The sequence below is a fragment of the Pseudoalteromonas rubra genome, from assembly GCF_005887095.1.
Classification (GTDB): domain Bacteria; phylum Pseudomonadota; class Gammaproteobacteria; order Enterobacterales; family Alteromonadaceae; genus Pseudoalteromonas; species Pseudoalteromonas rubra_E.
This window is the reverse complement of record NZ_PNCI01000018.1, coordinates 18,274-35,942: the sequence shown is the minus strand read 5'-3', so window position 1 is coordinate 35,942 and position 17,669 is coordinate 18,274. Positions and strand designations below refer to the sequence as shown.

The following is a 17,669-nucleotide window of genomic DNA, read 5'->3' as shown; positions in this document are numbered from 1 at the left end:
TTTTTATGTCGTATCTGTGAGGGCGCGTAAATTGAGTGCTTTTTACGCAAGTTGAATGTATCAGATATCGGACCGGAGATGAGCGAAAAACAAGCAAAAAAGTGTCATGATGCAAAAAGTTCAAGATACCGCCGATATGGATCGGCGGCGGGAGTCTTAATTAACCACTACCTTCAATATCAAATCATCAAAGTAGCTGTCATTGTCGCTGCCCTGATTACGCGTTCCTTGCAAGACAAACTCAATATAGGCTGTGTTTGCGAGGAGCAATGATTGCCCGGATACGGTTGTCCACTGTGCAGCCGTTGTGCTGAGTTTTTCACTGTTATTAAGCAACTGGCCGCGATTATCAAGAAAACGCAGCTGTATCGAGGGCGTGTCTTTACCACTGTAGTTACGAAGCTTGCCGCCGTACAGCACCTTAACCTGGCCTGCAGCGATTAAACTGGCATAGTGCTGCACCGAGATTTTCTGGCTGATCTGTCCCTGAGCAGATTCTCCATTGCAGACACCACCCACGGCAAAAAAGCGCTGGCCGGTTGCTGCAGGGATTGAATCACATTGATAGTTGGTCAGGGATTCTACCGGACCTGCGCCGCTCCAGCCTTGAGTACCTGCTTCAGCGCCGTGGTTTTGCAGTAAATTTTCAGAGTTGCCTGGTTTTTGGGTAATAAACTCATCGGCTACGCCAGCCGGCCCTCTGTCTGGCACCCTTGTGCAGCTACTTTGCTCAGCCAGTCTTAGCTCCAGGTTGTCAAAATAGCTGTCGTTGTCAGTGCCGCTGGTACGCTGGCCTGTCAGCACAAAATCGATATAGCGAGTGTTCGCAGGGAGCTGGGCTTCATGGCGATGTTGCTGCCAGCTGGCGCTACTGCCTTTGACCTCGGTTGTACGGCTCAGTAGTGTCAGGCTCGCATCACGAAATTCAAGCGCAACAGCGGGAATATCGCTGCCTCCCCAGCTGCGAAGCCTGGCTATGTACAGGGCTTTGAGCGTACCGTTGTCAATGCTGGCAGCCCAGTTGCTGACATCAACACGCTGATATGCCCGACCCTGGTCACTTTCATTGTCACACACGCCCCCGACGGCAAAAAAGCGTTCGCCCTGATAGGGTGACACTGAGCCACAGGCTTTATCTGTCAGGCTTTCCAGTGGTCCCTCACCTTGCCAGCTGTCGGTGCCCAGCTCTGCACCCGGGTTGTGCAACAGATTATCGGTCAGATGTGCGCTGTCTGTGGTGGTGAATGGGTGTGGTTGTGACCAGTCACTCCAGGCCAGTGAACGGTCTCGCATTCTCACTCGCAGACAATACTGAGCACCGGGTTCCAGCTGGCCGAGTGCAAAGCGGTTTGGTGCCAGTCCCGCTCGGGTATCGACACCATCCCAGATGTTTTCGTGTTGATACCAGGTATCGACCAGTGGCTGACCAAAGTCATCACAGCGGCTACTAAGTTGCCAGTGTGCAGCACCAAAGCGGTCTTTGTCTGGATCCGCAAATAAAGTGGCGACTGCATTGGCACAGCTTGCTGAAATGTTGGCTGTGGGGGCTAATATTTTAGGCGTAAACGGTGCCGTGTTGTTTAATCTTACAGTCAGCGTGTCCTTGATCTGGCTGTTCAGTGGCACCTGCTCATCGCCCATTGAAATGCGTTTGAGTTCGAAGGCCGGGTCGTCACCGGCGGTAACATCGACCACCACAAAGCCATACTCGTCTTCGCTGACCGAGAATTCGGTGTAGTCGCGCTGGGCAAATTCACCAAAATAATCCAGGTTGCCCCCGGCGGAGGCCACGTTCACCATAGTGTGATTGTGATCCCGGCTGGTACCGCGAGAGTAGGCATGGGTATGGCCAAAAAAGTGAATACTGGGTTTGTTACAGCGGGTAGAAAAGGCTTCCAGGCGTTCAACAATCTTACCGCTGTAGTCGGTTTCTCCGGCTATCCACATCTCCGACTTATGCGGGTGGTGCATCTGGGCGAAGACAAAGTCGGTTTGTGTCCGCAGGCAGGTTTCGGCCAGCACTTTGTCCAGCCAGATCAGCTGCTCATCAATCCGGTAATTGGTATTGGTGTCGAGTGACAGTACGCGAATATTGGAATGATCCTGATACCACCAGTGTTCTTCATACCCAGGTGTACCGTTTTCGGGCAGGTGAAAATATTTAAAGTAAGTCGGTGTATCGCGTTCGTGATTGCCCGGGGCTGGGTAAAGGGGCACTGAGCTGGCCAGCGCCGCAATGGGTGAAAAGAAGCTGGTGCGCCAGCTGTTGTAATCCTGACCGTTGTCGACCAAGTCGCCGGGGATCAAGGTCATATTAAGACCGTCTTGTAACTCCAGCCCCAGCGCTTGCTGCACATAAGGTAACACGCCCTGATTAATGATCTCGCCGAATTTACCCGGATTTCCCGAGTCACGCTGCATATCACTGACTGCCAGGATCCGACTGCTTTTCTCTGCAGAAGCCAAAGGAGGTGTTCTGAATTTGTGAACATGGCTGTAGGTATCACCCGTTCTCACCCGGTAGAAATACACCGTATCTGGTGCCAGGTTGGTAAGCTGAACTTCGTGAATGCGGCTCAGCAGATAGCCAGTTTCGCTGGTGCCGCTGGCTTGCTGGCCAAGCTTTGCTGTGTCGCCCCATTCTACAATGGACTCATCACCACTGCTGGTTTCCCATTTGATCCAGATACTGGTCGGGGTTGCAGATTGCAAATAGGGATGGACCGCCAGCCCTTCGGTGTGGGCATGGGACTGGCTAATGGCCAGCAACAGGCTCAGCGACAGTACCCGCAGATTATACGTCATGTTAGTTTCCTTGGTAATTGAACGAAACGCGGGATTATCCTGGGAACTGGTGTATTAAAAGTGTAAATGATGTGAATTTTTGAGGTCTCATTTATGACCCCTACTGGCTGGGGTCTGTGATATAGTAGGGACATAATGCAGCCGATATAAAGGAGTCAAACGTGCGGGTAAGTGTTATCTTTATGTTGGCCTGGATATGTTTTCATAGTGAAGCTTATCAGCCAAGCCAGCTTATGCACTTTGTCGATGATTGTCGTTCTGAGCAGCACAGTGCGCTCAGACAGGGTTGCCAGGGCTATTTATTTGGCTTTCTTGATGCGCTCAAACTGAATCCACCACTTGGGGTTGATGGCCTGTGTCTGCAAGCCTGGAACCCGGACACTTTGCTTGCAGCGCTGGACAAGGCAATTAAGCTACAGCCGGAACTTGGCAAGCAATTTTATTACGACGGCATCAATGCATTCATTAACACTCAGTGTGGTGCACGGCTGTCATCATGATTGAACCTAAAAGGTCCGTAACACCATGAAAAAAATCGCCATTCTGGTCGATGTTCAAAATATATACTACACCACAAGACAGGCCTATGGCCGAAGTTTTGACTACAATGCGTTTTGGCAGGCAGTGCTGCATGATCGTACTTTATACCGTGCGCTGGCGTATTCCAGTGAACCCAATGCCCCTAAACAGCAACAGTTCCAGAATATTTTGCGGGCAATCGGGTTTGAGGTAAAACAGAAGCCCTATATTCAAAGAGCGGATGGTTCTGCCAAGTGCGACTGGGACGTGGGCATCACCCTGGATGCCATGGAGTGTGCCCCACATTGTGATGTGGTGGTGCTACTGACCGGAGATGGTGACTTTGACCTGTTAGCTGAGCGCATTCAAAGCCGCCATGAGTGTGAGGTCGAGGTATATGGCGTCCCTCAGCTGACCGCGAACTCGCTCAAGCGCGCGGCTACCCGTTACATTGCCATTGATGAGCGCTTACTGCTAAATGCAAAGCCAAACCATAACAATGCGGGCCAGTAGAGATACGATAAAATTTCTAGGTTCTCAAAAAAGCTATAGCAGACTAGTACGGCCATCAGACACAGTGCGGTCTGTGCAGTTTTTGAATCCTGCGAAGCCCATAATAAATAGACGCTCGACACCAGCATGGGCACGGCCAGTGCCACGGCCCCGACAATGCCTTTTACAAACAGCAAACCATACCAGCTGTGATGCGAGCCGATGGGCATAAACTCCACCATTTTTGGTCCTCGCTCGACAATGCCATGACCCCAGATAGGCGCTTCAGCCTGCCAGCGCTGAATGGCGATATTCGCCAGCGCTTTGCGCACTCGGGTGGACCCCGGGCGCTGCTGTTTCACTGCTTCATACGAATCCATCAATGTGTTGTAGATGGGTTCACCCAGCAGCAGGATAACAGGTACGGCGATCCCTAGCAGTAAGAGCATCCAGGGCTCTTTAAATTTGTCGCTGAATAGCACCAGCGGAAACAACATAATGAAGATGGCTATCCCCGCGCGGGATTGTGACAAGATCAACATGGCCCAGCAACCTGCAATGGCCCAGCGACGAATGCGGGCGTTTTTTTCCTGCAAACAAAACACCAGATAAATACAAGCCATAAAGCCGGCGGCGGGTGCCCAGGGGGTAAAGAAGCGCCAGCGTCCGGCGCCTGTTTCGGGGTTAATGCCGTAAAAACTGACCATAAAGAATCTCTCACCCGGGCCCCCAATTACTTTTAACGGCGACAGGAAGATATCACCCGGTAACTTAACCACATAAAACGCCAAAGAGATAAAAGAGAAAATCAGGGTGTGAATGGCAACAATACATACGCCCCGGATCACCACTTCTTTGCGAATTTTCGCAAGCGCTGCAATCACCGGAAAAATGGCCAGCAAGGCCCAGCCCTTCATCCAGCCAATGGATGATTTTATGGTTTGTCCGGTGCCCAATGACCATTCGCTATGGGCGATGAGCAAGGCGATTAACATAAGCAGCATGGCCACTATCCACAACCAGATCATCGGCGAGAGTGGACGAGGTTTGGCATGCAAGTCCAGATAGCAGCGCATCAACACCACCAAAAAGATAACCCAACCTATGATGGACCCCATCACATACAACATGCCTAGCATAAAAGCGGGATAGGTGAGCACCAGACCCGCCCAGACCAGCTTTTCTTCTGTGCTGATAAAGCGTTTTTCCTTAAAGGGTAAGTAGGCGGTAAATAACATGCTTGTCTCCGACTAGTCAGGCTGTTTCATCACCGCCGAGATAATCACCCGACGTTTATTGATCATCAGTACCGCCATCGATAAAAAGATCATAGCAGCCAGCGCCGCTGCAACGGCAATTGCCTTTTTAGGAGAGGACGCGTTGGTAGGCAAAGACGGTGGTGACATTAATTGGATCACAGGATAAGAGGCAAAAATATCCGCTTTACCCGCTTCGAGGCGTGCCACGGCTGAAGTGAATACGGCTTTGGCCAAATCAAACTCACGCTCCAGACGTTCCAGCTCAGCGGCTTCCCGGGCGTAGACTTTAAGCTTTTCGTTGAGCAGCTGTACTTCGTTTTCCAGCTCAACCAGTTTTGCTTCTGAGCCTTTTTTAGCTGCAAAGGCACTGATCAGATCGGCAAACAGCTGGGCCCGGTTGGGGTTAGAAGCCAGATCTGTGGTATGAAACGCATGAGCCGCATTGATCCCGACCAGACCCTCTGAGCGGGATCTGAGTGCCAGTTTTGACTGCTCAAAGCGTGCCAGTTCCGCTTTAACCATGGGATGGCCATCATCCCAGCGCGAGCGATATTCACTCAACTGTGCTGCGCTTTTGTCCAGTTCAGACAAATACGCTCTGAACTCGCCATCTGATTGTAATACAAAGGCCTGGCCCGCCATGGAAGGGGATACACCTAAATCAACACTGAGCTGGCCGACAAAATACTCCGCACGGCCAATCTCCGCTTTTACAATAGCCACCTGTTCTTTCAGGTTTGTCAGTGTGCGCATTTGCTGGTCAAGCTGGTCGCGGCTGATCAGTAAAGAGCGCTGCTGAAAATCTGTAATATTGCTGCGCGTCAGGTTGAGCCGTTCTCTGTACTGGTCCAGCACAGATTTGATGCTGGCATCGCGACGCTGTACTTCGTCGGCTCGCAGGTGGTCAAGTTGGTCCTGCAATGCGTTGTACAAAGCCCAGGCTTTTTTTTCGGCGATACGCGGACTGGCACCGGTGATCTCAATATTTAAAATTGAGGTTTGCTCGGTCAGGCGCACTTTAGGGCGGCCAAACTCTTTAGCTGACATGCCCATGGAAGTCGCTGCATTCTCAAGTAGATTTTTGCTCATCAGCATTTCTTTGTAATTTACTCTGGGGTTATATCCTTTGCCAAACGGCGCGCTGGTGGATGACACCACCTGGCCCACTTCATCGAGCGAGACATTGCTGTTGGCACCTGTGCCGGGTAGCACCATGTCCAGCTCGCTGCGATATTTTTCTGGCTGTTGCAGATAGGCAAAGACCAGCAGTAAAATAATCGCGTAGCTGACCAGGCAAGTTACCAGATAGGGCTTGCGCAGAGTATTATAAATTGCAGCTCTGAAGCGTGAATAGGGCGTGGTTACCTGAAGTTGCGTGTTCATGAGTCCTCCTTACTCAAAAGTGAGTAGGGTGAAACGATATCTAACAGCGTCCGGGCGATATCACGTAGATTGGTGATATCTGAATCATAGCAGGCAATGGCGTCATTAGGCATCACATAAGGGTTAATGTGGTCGCGATAAGACTTACGCATCAGTTCCTCCACTGAACGCTCGACCACCTGGGTTTTCCCGGTCAGCGGATGGTTGCTGACCAGCACAACGCGACGTGGTGCATTGGTGTATTCTTTACCGCCAACGCAGTTGGCAGAGATTGCAGCCTGTAATAAGCGAGTGCCGTAGGGCAGGTTGCTGGAAAAGCGGCCGATGGCGGCATTGGCATTACTCATCGAAGAGTCAATCAGGTTAGACATAAAGACCCGAAAGCCTTTTGGCGTGATCTGCGACGGTTTCACCAGGTTGGGCTGAAAACAGCCGGTGCTGGGAACAATCACCTGATCGCCGGCAATGAGTACATGGTCTTTGACCGGCTGGCCGGTCATAATGCCGGTCAGATCCGCTTCGATGCGCCAGCCCTGACGAACTAAAATCACCTGATCCAGCTTGGCATCAGGACGTACACCGGCTGCTGCCCGAATGGCCTCAGATAGCAGGCGCTGTTTTGAGTGGTCGCCAGAGGCTGCGACCTGCTGATCCAACAACTGTTCCGGTAGTTTGGCATTGATGGTGACGCGGCCTGGTGAAAATACGGCTCCGGATACCGGCACTTCGATGGCGGCCCAGGTTTTTACCTTAACGGTGACATCCAAAGTTTGAGCACGAAAAATCTTAGCACGAATAAGCGCCAACTCCACTTTTTGCGCCAGCGCTTTGGTGGTTAAGCCCGCAGCGTAAATTGGCTCAATCACAGGCAAAGTCAGTGCGCCTGAGCTGTCCAGTACATAGTCGCCGTTGAAACCTTCGCCATACTCCATTTTTACCTGAATAAGGTCGCCCGGGCTCAGTGGCGCCGCGCCGAATGCACCTCGGTAGCTTGATTCATTGGGATTCAGGCCGGGGGCAGCAAGCGGTATAGGTTGGTCAACCCGAAAGTTTGCCGCAGCTGCAAAGTCGTCAGCGTCAGTACAGCTCAAGCGTGATGCAAACACCGAGTGTGACTGGTTGAACTGAGTACCTGTGGCATGTGGCATGCCATAGAAATCGTCCTCGTTGTAATCTGGGCTGAGCGTGCAGCCAGTGCCAAGCACACACAGTACTAACGCAGAGATACGGGTCATCAGGGCTGTGGTTGAAGTTGCTTGTCTCATATTGGGCTCCTTGGCAGTGGCTCTCACTTGGTGGTCTTAATGAGATAGGAGCATAAACTGAGCCAATTTTTAAATGTGTTATAAATCAGTTGCTTGGGTGTTTTTTGATTGGTGTTTAAGAGGGCTTTTTTCTATTTTGCAAAGCAGTTTCAAAATGAAAAGAAGCCAGCGAAAGCTGGCTTAAGGGCCATCGGTGCGAGGTGCGCTATCTTGCTGAGTTGGTAACAGCAGGTAAGCGCACAGGCCCGGGAGCGAAGGGTTAGCCCGCAGGATGTTTACTGGCGTGTCCTATTGTGCGCATTGCCAGCTTCTCGGCACGATCGTACAAGGATTTTGGCAACAGGCTGGTCAGTGCACAGCACCAGGTCAATGCGGTGCGGCCAGGTTCTTCCAATAAAATGCGAATGTCTGTAAACAGCGCTTTGTGGATCAGTTTAAGTGCGGCTGCGGTGTTACGAGATTGCACGGCACGGCGGCTCAGGTATCTGAGCTGATACGCGCGTGCGAGCGATCCACATTGCTTAAAAAACTGCGCATGGCTGCGACGGTGTTTATTGACCGCGCTTTCCCAGCTCTGATATTGCTTTTGCAGGTTAGCTGACAAACCACTGGCATTGACGCGATAAAAGGTCAGCGGCTCTGGGATCCCCGCAAAAGTCGCATCGGTATACAGCGCCAGGCGCAGCCACATCTCTATGTCTTCTGATTGTCTGAGGTTTTCATCGAAATACTGACGCCAGCTGCGGGTTTCGTCATGAAACGCCACTTTTTCAAGTGCGGCTGCACGGATCACCGGCGCTGACCCATTGCCAACCGGATTACGGCAAAAAATGGTTTTGGCATCAATGTTGTCTAATTTCGGAAACTGGCCAATGCCCAGTTGTTTATTGTCATCATCCACAAACAAAGAAGGACAATAACTGACATCAACATTGGGGTGGCAATTCAAATGCGCGACGTGTTTTTCCAGTTTATTGACCGCCCAGTAGTCATCGGCATCCAGCAGGGCAATATAAACGCCCCGGGCGTTGCGGATCCCAGTGTTGCGTGCTCCGGACAGGCCCCGGTTTTGCTGGCGAATAATATGGATCCGATGATCTTTATAATCTCTCAGATAGCTCAGTGTATTATCGCTGCAGCCATCATCAACACAGATCACCTCAAAATTTTGATAGGTCTGGTTGAGTACTGAACAGATGCATTTATCAATATATTTTTCAACGTTGTACATAGGTATGATGATGCTGACAACGGGTTTCGAGTTAATCACATAGTTAGTCATAGTGGGCTCCGGATCATAAAGAAGATTTTGCTGCGCCAGCGTGACAACGTCTTAGCGCAAAGTCTGCCAATGGAAAGAGCAGCCACAAGGCGCTACAGCTGACCAGTACGGCGGCAAGTAAATCGGGTTGGTCTGGCTGTATCATTAACAGCCCAACCAGTGAAATCACTAAACAGTAAGCATTCAGTTGGCACTCTCGGGCAAACCGGCCTGCGGCACGTTGCATTACGGCGTAGCTGTCGGTCCACACTGTGCTGGTGGCTATCAGGCAAAGCAGCGCACTGGTGGTAAAACTACCCTGCCAATGTTCGTTGAATAACACCGGCACGTACCAGGGAACGAGCACGGCCTGAAGAATAAAAATTGCAGACACAGCCGCAGTGATAGCGAGCAGCAGGTGACTGTGTCTGGTGCCAAAATTGCCTGCGTTTTTAAGTTTGCAAACAAATGGGTAGAGTGCGGTGGTGTAAGCCTGAGCGACAGATATCGCCAGACCCACGCCCACGCTTTTGGCAAAACTGTAGAGACCGAATAGCTCCGGGGTCAACAGACGTGCTGCCACGAACATGTCCATATTCACACGCAGCGAGCGCAAGATTTCGCTGCCTGCAAGCTGTGTTGATGCACCCAGCAGTCGGGAAAAAACAGCCTTACTGTAATGTCCCGCCATAGACGATGAAGGGACGAAGGCAAAGCATCCCAGCCAAAGCAGGGTAAATGCCCATTTACCGATCACGACGGCCAGCAGCCCTGCATCGAGGTAAAGTGCCGCAGCCAGAGCCAGATTTTCTGTGATAATACACACGCTGCTGATCAGGCCAAACAGACCCATCTGGTTTCGGCGTTGCATCAGAAACACCTGATTACAGACTAACGGGAATACCAGATAAGTCAGTGCCATCAGGGCAATCAGCAAAGTCATGTCCTGACCCGGAAACATCCAGCTGCTGGCCAGTGCAACCAGGACCTGCACGACACATAGTGCGCCACATAACAGCCATTGCAGCAACCGACCGTTTTTCAGAAAAGCGGGTAATTCGTCATCGCTGGCGCGGATCACCTGCGCACCAGCACCAGAGCGCAGTAACAGTCTCAACACTTCATGTAACGTCAGGGCAAGCATCGCCGTGCCATACTCGGTGGCAGACAGGCAAGCGGCCATCGCCATGATACTGATCAGCCGCGACGCCTTGGCAACCACCTCTGCACCTATGAGGTATGAGGTATTGCTGAGCAGGGTCCGCATTGTGCTGGTTGGGTGTGTCATGGCATCGCTCTCTTGATATCGGATACCTTCACTAACCAAAATCCGTACCAAGGCGCTCAGATGCTCGCAATCAATCTGTGAGAAGTATTTAATCTTTTGAATGTAAAGGTTTTTTTAATCACTTATAGCAGGGCGGCTACAAAGCCGAAGCCGATGTGATGAGGAGACATTGGCAAAGATAAATGCACGCAGATTGCATTTTGCGACGCCGGTTTTTGCAATTTGCAATCTGCGTATTTGGCAGAGCCCGATAAAATCAGGCGCCTGTGTTCTTGTCTCCCCACTGCTGTATTTTACGGTACAAAGTAGACGGGCTGACTTCCAGTAAACTGGCTGCTTTCACCACATTGTCATCACATGCCGCGATGGCTTTTTCGATGGCAATTCGCTCTACCTCGGCCAGCGAGCAGATTTGATTTTCAGATGGGATGTCGGCTGCCTGCTGAGGCGATGCATAGCCGTTTTCCTGCACGCTGACTGATTGTTGCGGTGCTCTGCTTTGTATCGGCCCAGAGCCACCAGACTGACCATTGAGCAAAGCCTGGGCATCGCTGGGTTTGAGTTTAAGCTGCATTTGCAAAGTGTCTTTGGTGATCAGTGGCCCGTCTGACATCACCACACAACTGTGGACCAGGTTTTCGAGCTGGCGCACATTACCCGGCCAGTCGTAGTTTAAGATCAACTGTTCTGCAGCAGGTGAAAAACCAACAAAGACTTTGTTTTCGAGCTCGCTGAACTTACTCAGGAAGTGCTGCGCGATTTGTAACGCGTCATGATCGCGTTCATGCAATGCAGGCAAATCAATGGCGATGACATTGAGGCGATAAAACAAGTCTTCGCGTAAACGCTGATCAGCAATGGCCTGATGAGGCTCACGGTTAGTTGCACAGATAAATCGGACATCGACCTTTTCTTCTTTGCCGCTGCCGACTTTCTGGAAGGTTCCCGACTGCACAAAGCGCAGGATCTTGGCCTGCAAATTCATGTCCATCTCACCAATTTCATCCAGAAACAGGGTACCGCCATCTGCCTGCGTCGCTGCACCATCTCGATTGGTAACGGCACCCGAGAAGGCGCCTTTGATATGACCAAAGATCTCGGATTCCATCAGTTCACTGGGAATGGCGGCGCAGTTAATACACACCAAAGGTTTGTCTTTGCGGGTGCTGGCACGATGAATGGCATCGGCAGCCAGCTCTTTACCCGTTCCACTGGGCCCGGTGATAAACACATTGGCCTGGCTGGGGCCGGCTTTTTCAATGGCCTTATAGACCATTTGCATGGCAATGGAGTCGCCAACAAAGCGATAAAATTGCGAGCGAATTGAGCTGCGGTAGCGCTGCAGGCTGGCACGTAACATATTACGTTCAGCAACCAGCATCTTTGTCTGTATTGCCTGTTCGAGGGTCAGCTTGATATTACTCATGTCGAACGGCTTTTGCATGTAACCCCAGACTTTACCCTGGTTAATGGCGTCAATCAGGTCTTCCACTTCAGTAAAGGCGGTCAGCATCATGCGAATGGTATCGGGAAATCGCTCTGCAACCTGAGCCAGGAACTCAATGCCTGACATATTGGGCATCATTTTATCCGACACGACTACGTCGATAGGGTGCTGTTCTAACAAGGCCAGACCTTCTTCTCCACTTTGTGCGATAAATACGGTGTAGGGCTCATTTTGCAGTGCGCGCTTGAGCGAGCGCAGAATAAGGGGTTCGTCATCGACAAACAGCAAGGTAATGTTAGTAACCGGTTCCATGTAATCCTGCCAGAGTTAACGCGTGTTAATAGAAGTATTACACAGTCTTAGACAAATTGAAGCATTTATACCGTGGAGTTTATGGTGATAAATAAAACCGCCTGCCAGAGGTGAATGGCAGACGGTTTTGCGAGGAATGGTTTGTCGGCTCAGTTGAATTGATGTGCCACTGTGGTTGTTTGCATGCTCAGTTCGCTAAGCAAATGGTTGTCTTGCAGCATGCCGTCCACACTAATCAGCAGTGTTTTGTAATTAACCGGAACGTCCAGAGTCATGGTGATTTGACCGGCACTGTTGAAGCGGGTGGTCGCCAGTAGTGCTTTGTCTGCTATAGCCTGGTCTTCGTAGCTGTCTACAACCTCGTGCAGGGCATACACTTTGACCATTTTATTTGCCAGACTTGCACCCAAAACGTCTTGTCCGCTCAGATCCAGTGTAACCGTCTTACTGGTGCTAAAGTTAAAATCCGCTTTCACATGCAAGTCGTTGGAGGTTTCGGCCTGGCTGTCGAGCAAACTGGGGTCAGGCTCGTAACTGGGGGCAGGCTCAGCGGGTGTGACGCTCGTATCCTGCTGGTCTGAAGTCGTGTCCGTGGACACTGTTGTGTTGGTGTTACTTGCAGACGTACTGGTCGTATTGCTGCTTGAGGTCGCGGAACTTGGTGTGCCGCCCTCACCACCGCCGCCGCCGCCACAGGCACTCAGGGTGAAACAAACAAACGTTAGGGTAAAAAGTTTAGTGAATGTATTCATTATCGTATCCTCTTAGTGTGCGCTGAAGGTATGGGTGGTGCGTTCGTTGGTCATAAACCAGTCCTGAGCTTGTTCGCCGTTGCTTTCTACCCAGGTTTCATAAGCGGGATATGCCCAAATCACATCGAGATACTCTCTGGGGTAATGCCAGTCATTACTGATCATCAGTGCCCATGGCAGGTTCTCGGCCGTTCTGAAATAGCGTCCCGACTGCGCACTGGATGTGTCGTCCACATTGCCAAAGCGACTGGTATCAAACTTGTCTGTCGGTGGGTAATCCGCCAGATGAATTTCCAGAGAACGGTCTTGTGTGCGGTACAAGAAGAAATCGAAGTCATTCACACTGAGCGTATCCAGGCCTTGTTCAAAGCTGACATCGAAGGTGTAAGGCACGGGCTCAAAATAGTCACAGGTCATCACGGTATTAAAGTGCTGGCACTGGCCGGATTGACCTGTGTTAGTGAATACATGGGCGTCACTCCACAGCGATAAAACCGCGTTACTTTGCCCGTCTTCAGCAAGTTTGTCATAGCTCTGGCCGTCTATGGTTAACCTGGCCTGCTTAATCAGTGACGGATCGCTGTTCATCAGACGAAGCCCAAAGCCATTCTGAAAAGCTGCGCCGCGCGCAGTGATCCAGCCGTTGATGATAAAGCCAGTAATTTGATTGTCGGCATTGTAGGTCATTCGGATACGTTGTTTGACGACCAAATCATTCATGTCGTGGTCGCCGCGTGCGGGCCAGTTATCTTCAAATGCCAGAGTTGTCACCCCTTGTGCACTGGGAAAGTACTGGCTGTATGCGCGATTAAAGTCGTTGGGAAACTCATCCTGTTCGTCTTCGATGCCATCTGCATCGCTATCGTTTTGCTCTGGCATAACGGTTAGGTTAAGGGCCGAAATCGCAGAGGCCGGGGAGCTTTTAACACTGAAAACCGCATCGTTGAAATCGTTATCGCCCCAGGTACGTGGCAAATCTTCAAACCCGATTACCACTTCCTGTTGCGCTTCATCCAGTAACAGTACGCAATGCTGGCGCAGGGTTTCGTCGCTTTCCGGGTTAAGGTCAGACAACGAATAATAGTAGGGAGTTTTAAAAGGCTTTACGCCGCTGTAGTACCAAAAGCCGTTTGCGGCGATAAAAAAGCCGATACTGGTGCCTGCCGGGAAGTTACCTATGCTTACGCGATGCCCGTTAGTCAGATGCGGATAACTGAGGTTGGGAAAGACAATGGTTTCCTGCACTTCCTCTGGGGTTTGAGGCGGATTTTGCGCATCAAAGGTGAAGTAGCCAAAAGCGTTTTTGTACCCAGCGCCTTCATGAATAAAGGTGACAAATACCTCGGCGTCTTCATTCAGGTGAATGGTAGACCCTTCATCACCTGTGATAAAGGCTTCATTTACTCTGGCCTCTGGTAGCGCGTTTTGAATGCGCTGGAAAAACTCTGGGCTGTACTGGTCGCGTGTGTAAATCAGCGAATCTGGCTTACCCGTGGACTGGTTGTAGCCACCGGGCCACGCCTGTCCAGACTGGAATTGCCAGACGTACTGACCATCAACTTGTTGAACTGCGCCGGCGGTGAAAGAGAGAAGCCCTGAGGCCAGTAAAGGGTACAGCAGGTTAAATCGTTTCATAATCGTCGCTCCAAATGAAAAGGGTGTAGATTGATTCTGTAAGGACCATTTCACGAAGCATGCCAAAAATTAATGTCATTATAATCAGTATGTTATGGTTTTTGTTTGAACGGGAAGCGCGTTTTTCGCAAATTGCACTGCATTGCGCTTTGCAAACAAAAAATAGCCATTTTTCAAAACCACCCAGGCAAGTAGGGAGAAATTGGGTTTAATGTGCTGTTTTTTGCGATCGGTGTAATACTTGCTTGAGTAGGGAAAACGATAAAGGAGGTGAGTATGAGCGCTGATAGATCGCACACTTTGGTGTTTAGTGTTGCCCTGAATGGTTACCAGTGGCGTTACCGACGTTATCTAAACAGCCAGCGCCGCTACGCCAGGCGTATGGGATACGATTATGTGGTGGTTACGCGCCCCTGGTTTAACAGGCTGGGGGCGGAGTGCTGCTGGCTCAAATTATTCTTGCTCAAAGCTGCACTGCTTTCTGGCTATAAACAGGTCCTGTTTGTCGATGCTGACGCCTGTATTCAGACGACGTGCCCGGCACTAGAGACGTTATACGACGAAAACACCTTTTTACATCTGGCAAGAGGCTATAGTGGCGCGTTTAATTCCGGGGTGATGCTGATGCGCAACTGTGCCCGGGCAATTGAGTGGCTTGACACCCTGATTGCGGCCATGACTCAGCCTGTGGCTGAGTCGCAAGGAATAGGCTGGGGTGAAAATGGCCATGTGATCCATTATGCCAACAACTGTGAGGGGGTGGCGGAGCTGGACCGGCGCTGGAACAACACCTATGACGCAGAGCTGACTGACTACATTCGTCACTTTAACTATGGACCGCTGAAATGCTCCTGGCTGGATAAGTGTTTCCATACCCTTATTTTCAAATGTTCACGTCTGTTGTTAGGCTATAGTCTGTCCCAACCTGATCAGCAGGCAGGCAAGCTGGGCGTAGTTCAGCTGCGTATTCCTGCAACCCTGGCGCAAATTCAGCGGCTATATCCGCGTTATTTCCCCTCTGTCTGAGCGCCGCATGGCGCTTCTCAAAATAAAAAAATTCCCAAAATGCAACGCACTTTTGCTCCTTAAAAAAACATTGAAAACCAATAAATTGATTTTTAATCAATGACTTAAAATTTGGCATGGTCCTCGCTATATCCTTGTCGTGAACAGATAAACACCGGAGGACGCGATGTCATTTAATCTCACTACATCATCACCAGAGCCAGGCGAGGCGACAGTACGTAAAGCATTGCGTTTTTGTGTTGCCCTGATACTGGTTGCAACATTGTTGCCCGTGTTTTCTGTTAATTGTGTGTTGGCTTTACTGTGTTTCAAAGCGCCGCTAAAACGCCTGACCTGGATTGACATCAGCGCGCAGCCAGTGCGTTTATATTGCTGGCAGGCTGGGCTGTTTAAACGCAGCGCTGCCATTTTAAATGTGCTGGGTGGCACGATACGTTTGGTAGGCAATCCGTTAGTACGCGACGGTGTGAGTATTCCTGTGATCAGGCGTTTCCATTCCCCGTGCAGCAGTCCGGGTCTGTTTGACAGCCTGTGGCTGTACAGTTTGACCGGACTCAGTGTTAAAGCGCCTTTAGCGTTGCTGCAGCAACAAAGAGATCAGAGTGTGTTTGCTGATACCTGTCTGGTTATCAAGGTGATGCTGTGCCTGTGCTTGTATCGCAAGTCTGCATCCATGCCATCACACAGCGAACTATTTGGCATTCCCTTTAGTAACACTCGCATGCAAACGGCGGTCGACTGGATTGTTCAGGGGGCACAGCAGCAGCCGTTACAGTCTGCATGTCGAGCGGCCTATTACATCAACGTCAACTCAGTTAATTTGTCGGCGGTGAATGCCCGTCTTTACCAGGCGCTACAGAGCAGCGACCGCAACTTTATCGACGGGTCAGGTATGCGCATCGCGGCGCGTCAGGCGGGAATGGGTCTGGCCGACAACAATAACGGCACAGACATGCTGCCGGCGCTTTGCGAAGCCGCTGTTGAGCGCAAGCGTTCGTTATTTCTGCTGGGTGCACAACCGGGTGTTGCCGAGCAGGCGGCCAGCAATTTACGTCAGCAGTATCCCGGATTGCACATTGCCAGTGTTCATCATGGTTATTTCGATGATGACGAGCAAGTCTGCAACACCATTAATCAAAGCGGCGCCGACATAGTGCTGGTGGCGCTGGGGTCGCCTCGTCAGGAAATCTGGATAGATAACAACAAGCATAAACTCCAGGCACAGTGTGCACTGGCCGTGGGCGGCTTATTCGACTTCTTCTCTGGCAACATAGCGCGTGCGCCAATGTGGATGAGAGAGCTGGGTCTTGAGTGGATCTGGCGCCTGATCCAGGAACCCAGAGCCAAATTTAACCGCTATGTGCTAGGTAATCCGATTTTTCTATTCCGTGTTTACGTTTTACAACAAGCTTTGCGAGGATTTTAATCATGTATAGCATCAAAAAAACCACAGCAACTCAGTTCACTCCAGTAACTCCGTCGGCATCTGCGCAGGTTAAACTGGATGGTCGTCACCATGGTATTCCGGCCTGCTTACAACGCCTGGCAGCGATAACCGGATTACTGCTGCTCAGCCCGTTTCTGCTGGTTCTGATAGCGTTAATCAAACTGGAAAGTCAGGGTCCCTGTGTGTACAAGCAGGTCCGGGTGGGCAAGCTGGGTCGTCGCTTCACTATGTATAAGTTTCGCTCTATGTATATGCCGGAAGATCCGCGTTTCCGTAACCCTGATCCGGCTCAAAGCGACCGTGAAGGGGTCTGTGCTAAGTACCGCAATGACCCGCGCATTACCCGCATTGGCGCATTTATCCGTAAGTACTCAATTGATGAGTTACCCCAGCTGATGAATGTGGTGCGTGGCGACATGCTGTTAATCGGTCCGCGTCCGGCGCTGGAAAAAGAGGTACATGCTTACAAACAGCATGAGTTAGGACGCCTGAACAGTGAACAAGGTCTGACTGGCTTGTGGCAGGTGACGGGCCGTGCCGATACGACATTTGCGCAACAGGTTCAGCTGGACAAGCAGTATATTATGGAGCAAAGCGCACTGAACGATGTGAGCATTTTACTCAAGACCATTCCGTGTGTTATTGCCGCCAAAGGCGCTTATTAAACTCAACAGGAGCACTATCTTGAATCCGATTTGTACCTTCACATAAAACCACCACTCAGTCGGTGGTTTTTCTTTTTTAAAAGTCCATTTCTATTTTGATAATTGCAGTGTGA

At 50.8% G+C, this 17,669-nt stretch carries 14 protein-coding genes; 5 read left to right on the top strand and 9 right to left on the bottom strand.

The features are described 5' to 3' along the window. Window positions 1-156 precede the first annotated feature (156 nt). Window positions 157-2,805: a purple acid phosphatase family protein gene (locus CWB99_RS08870; protein WP_138551118.1), complete on the bottom strand. Its 2,649-nt coding sequence runs from the start codon at window positions 2,803-2,805 to the stop codon at window positions 157-159. 161 nt (window positions 2,806-2,966) lie between these two features. On the opposite strand from CWB99_RS08870, the gene CWB99_RS08865 reads away from it, so the two are divergent. Further along, window positions 2,967-3,305: a hypothetical protein gene (locus CWB99_RS08865; protein WP_138551119.1), complete on the top strand. Its 339-nt coding sequence runs from the start codon at window positions 2,967-2,969 to the stop codon at window positions 3,303-3,305. A gap of 25 nt (window positions 3,306-3,330) precedes the next feature. Beyond that, window positions 3,331-3,837, top strand: coding sequence for an NYN domain-containing protein (locus tag CWB99_RS08860; RefSeq protein WP_138551120.1), 507 nt, complete (start codon window positions 3,331-3,333; stop codon window positions 3,835-3,837). Here the strand turns inward: CWB99_RS08860 and CWB99_RS08855 are convergent. From CWB99_RS08855 to CWB99_RS08820, 8 genes are all read right to left on the bottom strand, one after another. Next, window positions 3,771-5,054: an O-antigen ligase family protein gene (locus CWB99_RS08855; RefSeq protein WP_138551121.1), complete on the bottom strand. Its 1,284-nt coding sequence runs from the start codon at window positions 5,052-5,054 to the stop codon at window positions 3,771-3,773. The genes CWB99_RS08860 and CWB99_RS08855 overlap by 67 nt on opposite strands. Before the next feature lie 12 nt (window positions 5,055-5,066). Further along, window positions 5,067-6,458 carry a GumC family protein gene (locus tag CWB99_RS08850; protein WP_138551122.1) on the bottom strand — a complete coding sequence of 464 codons (1,392 nt, stop codon included), beginning with the start codon at window positions 6,456-6,458 and terminating at the stop codon, window positions 5,067-5,069. Then, on the bottom strand, window positions 6,455-7,723 hold the full coding sequence (locus CWB99_RS08845) for a polysaccharide biosynthesis/export family protein (protein ID WP_138551123.1): 1,269 nt from the start codon (window positions 7,721-7,723) through the stop codon (window positions 6,455-6,457). Before CWB99_RS08845 ends, CWB99_RS08850 begins: the two co-directional genes overlap by 4 nt. Window positions 7,724-7,982: 259 nt before the next feature. Then, a complete protein-coding gene (locus CWB99_RS08840; protein ID WP_138551124.1) occupies window positions 7,983-9,005 on the bottom strand; it encodes a glycosyltransferase family 2 protein in 1,023 nt (340 codons plus the stop codon). A 13-nt stretch (window positions 9,006-9,018) separates the two neighbouring features. Continuing rightward, window positions 9,019-10,272: an oligosaccharide flippase family protein gene (locus CWB99_RS08835; RefSeq protein WP_138551125.1), complete on the bottom strand. Its 1,254-nt coding sequence runs from the start codon at window positions 10,270-10,272 to the stop codon at window positions 9,019-9,021. 256 nt (window positions 10,273-10,528) lie between these two features. Beyond that, window positions 10,529-12,031, bottom strand: a complete 1,503-nt coding sequence (locus CWB99_RS08830) for a sigma-54-dependent transcriptional regulator (RefSeq protein ID WP_138551126.1) — start codon at window positions 12,029-12,031, stop codon at window positions 10,529-10,531. Between the two features lie 149 nt (window positions 12,032-12,180). Then, window positions 12,181-12,783: a hypothetical protein gene (locus CWB99_RS08825; RefSeq protein WP_138551127.1), complete on the bottom strand. Its 603-nt coding sequence runs from the start codon at window positions 12,781-12,783 to the stop codon at window positions 12,181-12,183. Between the two features lie 12 nt (window positions 12,784-12,795). Further along, window positions 12,796-14,418, bottom strand: coding sequence for an LruC domain-containing protein (locus CWB99_RS08820; protein WP_138551128.1), 1,623 nt, complete (start codon window positions 14,416-14,418; stop codon window positions 12,796-12,798). A gap of 276 nt (window positions 14,419-14,694) precedes the next feature. Between CWB99_RS08820 and CWB99_RS08815 the strand changes: the two genes are divergently transcribed. The 3 genes from CWB99_RS08815 to CWB99_RS08805 all read left to right on the top strand — a co-directional run bounded on the left by CWB99_RS08815 (window position 14,695) and on the right by CWB99_RS08805 (window position 17,556). Further along, window positions 14,695-15,444, top strand: coding sequence for a hypothetical protein (locus tag CWB99_RS08815; RefSeq protein WP_138551129.1), 750 nt, complete (start codon window positions 14,695-14,697; stop codon window positions 15,442-15,444). A 166-nt stretch (window positions 15,445-15,610) separates the two neighbouring features. After that, on the top strand, window positions 15,611-16,870 hold the full coding sequence (locus CWB99_RS08810) for a WecB/TagA/CpsF family glycosyltransferase (protein ID WP_138551130.1): 1,260 nt from the start codon (window positions 15,611-15,613) through the stop codon (window positions 16,868-16,870). A gap of 2 nt (window positions 16,871-16,872) precedes the next feature. Further along, complete coding sequence (locus tag CWB99_RS08805; RefSeq protein WP_138551131.1) at window positions 16,873-17,556, top strand: sugar transferase; 684 nt, start codon at window positions 16,873-16,875, stop codon at window positions 17,554-17,556. The last annotated feature ends 113 nt before the right edge of the window (window positions 17,557-17,669 follow it).

Bases quoted from the DNA above. Each gene is read 5' to 3' on its own strand.
- CWB99_RS08870 (WP_138551118.1), bottom strand. From the start codon at position 2,805: ATGACGTATAATCTGCGGGTACTGTCGCTGAGCCTGTTGCTGGCCATT.
- CWB99_RS08860 (WP_138551120.1), top strand. From the start codon at position 3,331: ATGAAAAAAATCGCCATTCTGGTCGATGTTCAAAATATATACTACACC.
- CWB99_RS08855 (WP_138551121.1), bottom strand. From the start codon at position 5,054: ATGTTATTTACCGCCTACTTACCCTTTAAGGAAAAACGCTTTATCAGC.
- CWB99_RS08850 (WP_138551122.1), bottom strand. From the start codon at position 6,458: ATGAACACGCAACTTCAGGTAACCACGCCCTATTCACGCTTCAGAGCT.
- CWB99_RS08845 (WP_138551123.1), bottom strand. From the start codon at position 7,723: ATGAGACAAGCAACTTCAACCACAGCCCTGATGACCCGTATCTCTGCG.
- CWB99_RS08840 (WP_138551124.1), bottom strand. From the start codon at position 9,005: ATGACTAACTATGTGATTAACTCGAAACCCGTTGTCAGCATCATCATA.
- CWB99_RS08835 (WP_138551125.1), bottom strand. From the start codon at position 10,272: ATGACACACCCAACCAGCACAATGCGGACCCTGCTCAGCAATACCTCA.
- CWB99_RS08830 (WP_138551126.1), bottom strand. From the start codon at position 12,031: ATGGAACCGGTTACTAACATTACCTTGCTGTTTGTCGATGACGAACCC.
- CWB99_RS08825 (WP_138551127.1), bottom strand. From the start codon at position 12,783: ATGAATACATTCACTAAACTTTTTACCCTAACGTTTGTTTGTTTCACC.
- CWB99_RS08820 (WP_138551128.1), bottom strand. From the start codon at position 14,418: ATGAAACGATTTAACCTGCTGTACCCTTTACTGGCCTCAGGGCTTCTC.
- CWB99_RS08815 (WP_138551129.1), top strand. From the start codon at position 14,695: ATGAGCGCTGATAGATCGCACACTTTGGTGTTTAGTGTTGCCCTGAAT.
- CWB99_RS08810 (WP_138551130.1), top strand. From the start codon at position 15,611: ATGTCATTTAATCTCACTACATCATCACCAGAGCCAGGCGAGGCGACA.
- CWB99_RS08805 (WP_138551131.1), top strand. From the start codon at position 16,873: ATGTATAGCATCAAAAAAACCACAGCAACTCAGTTCACTCCAGTAACT.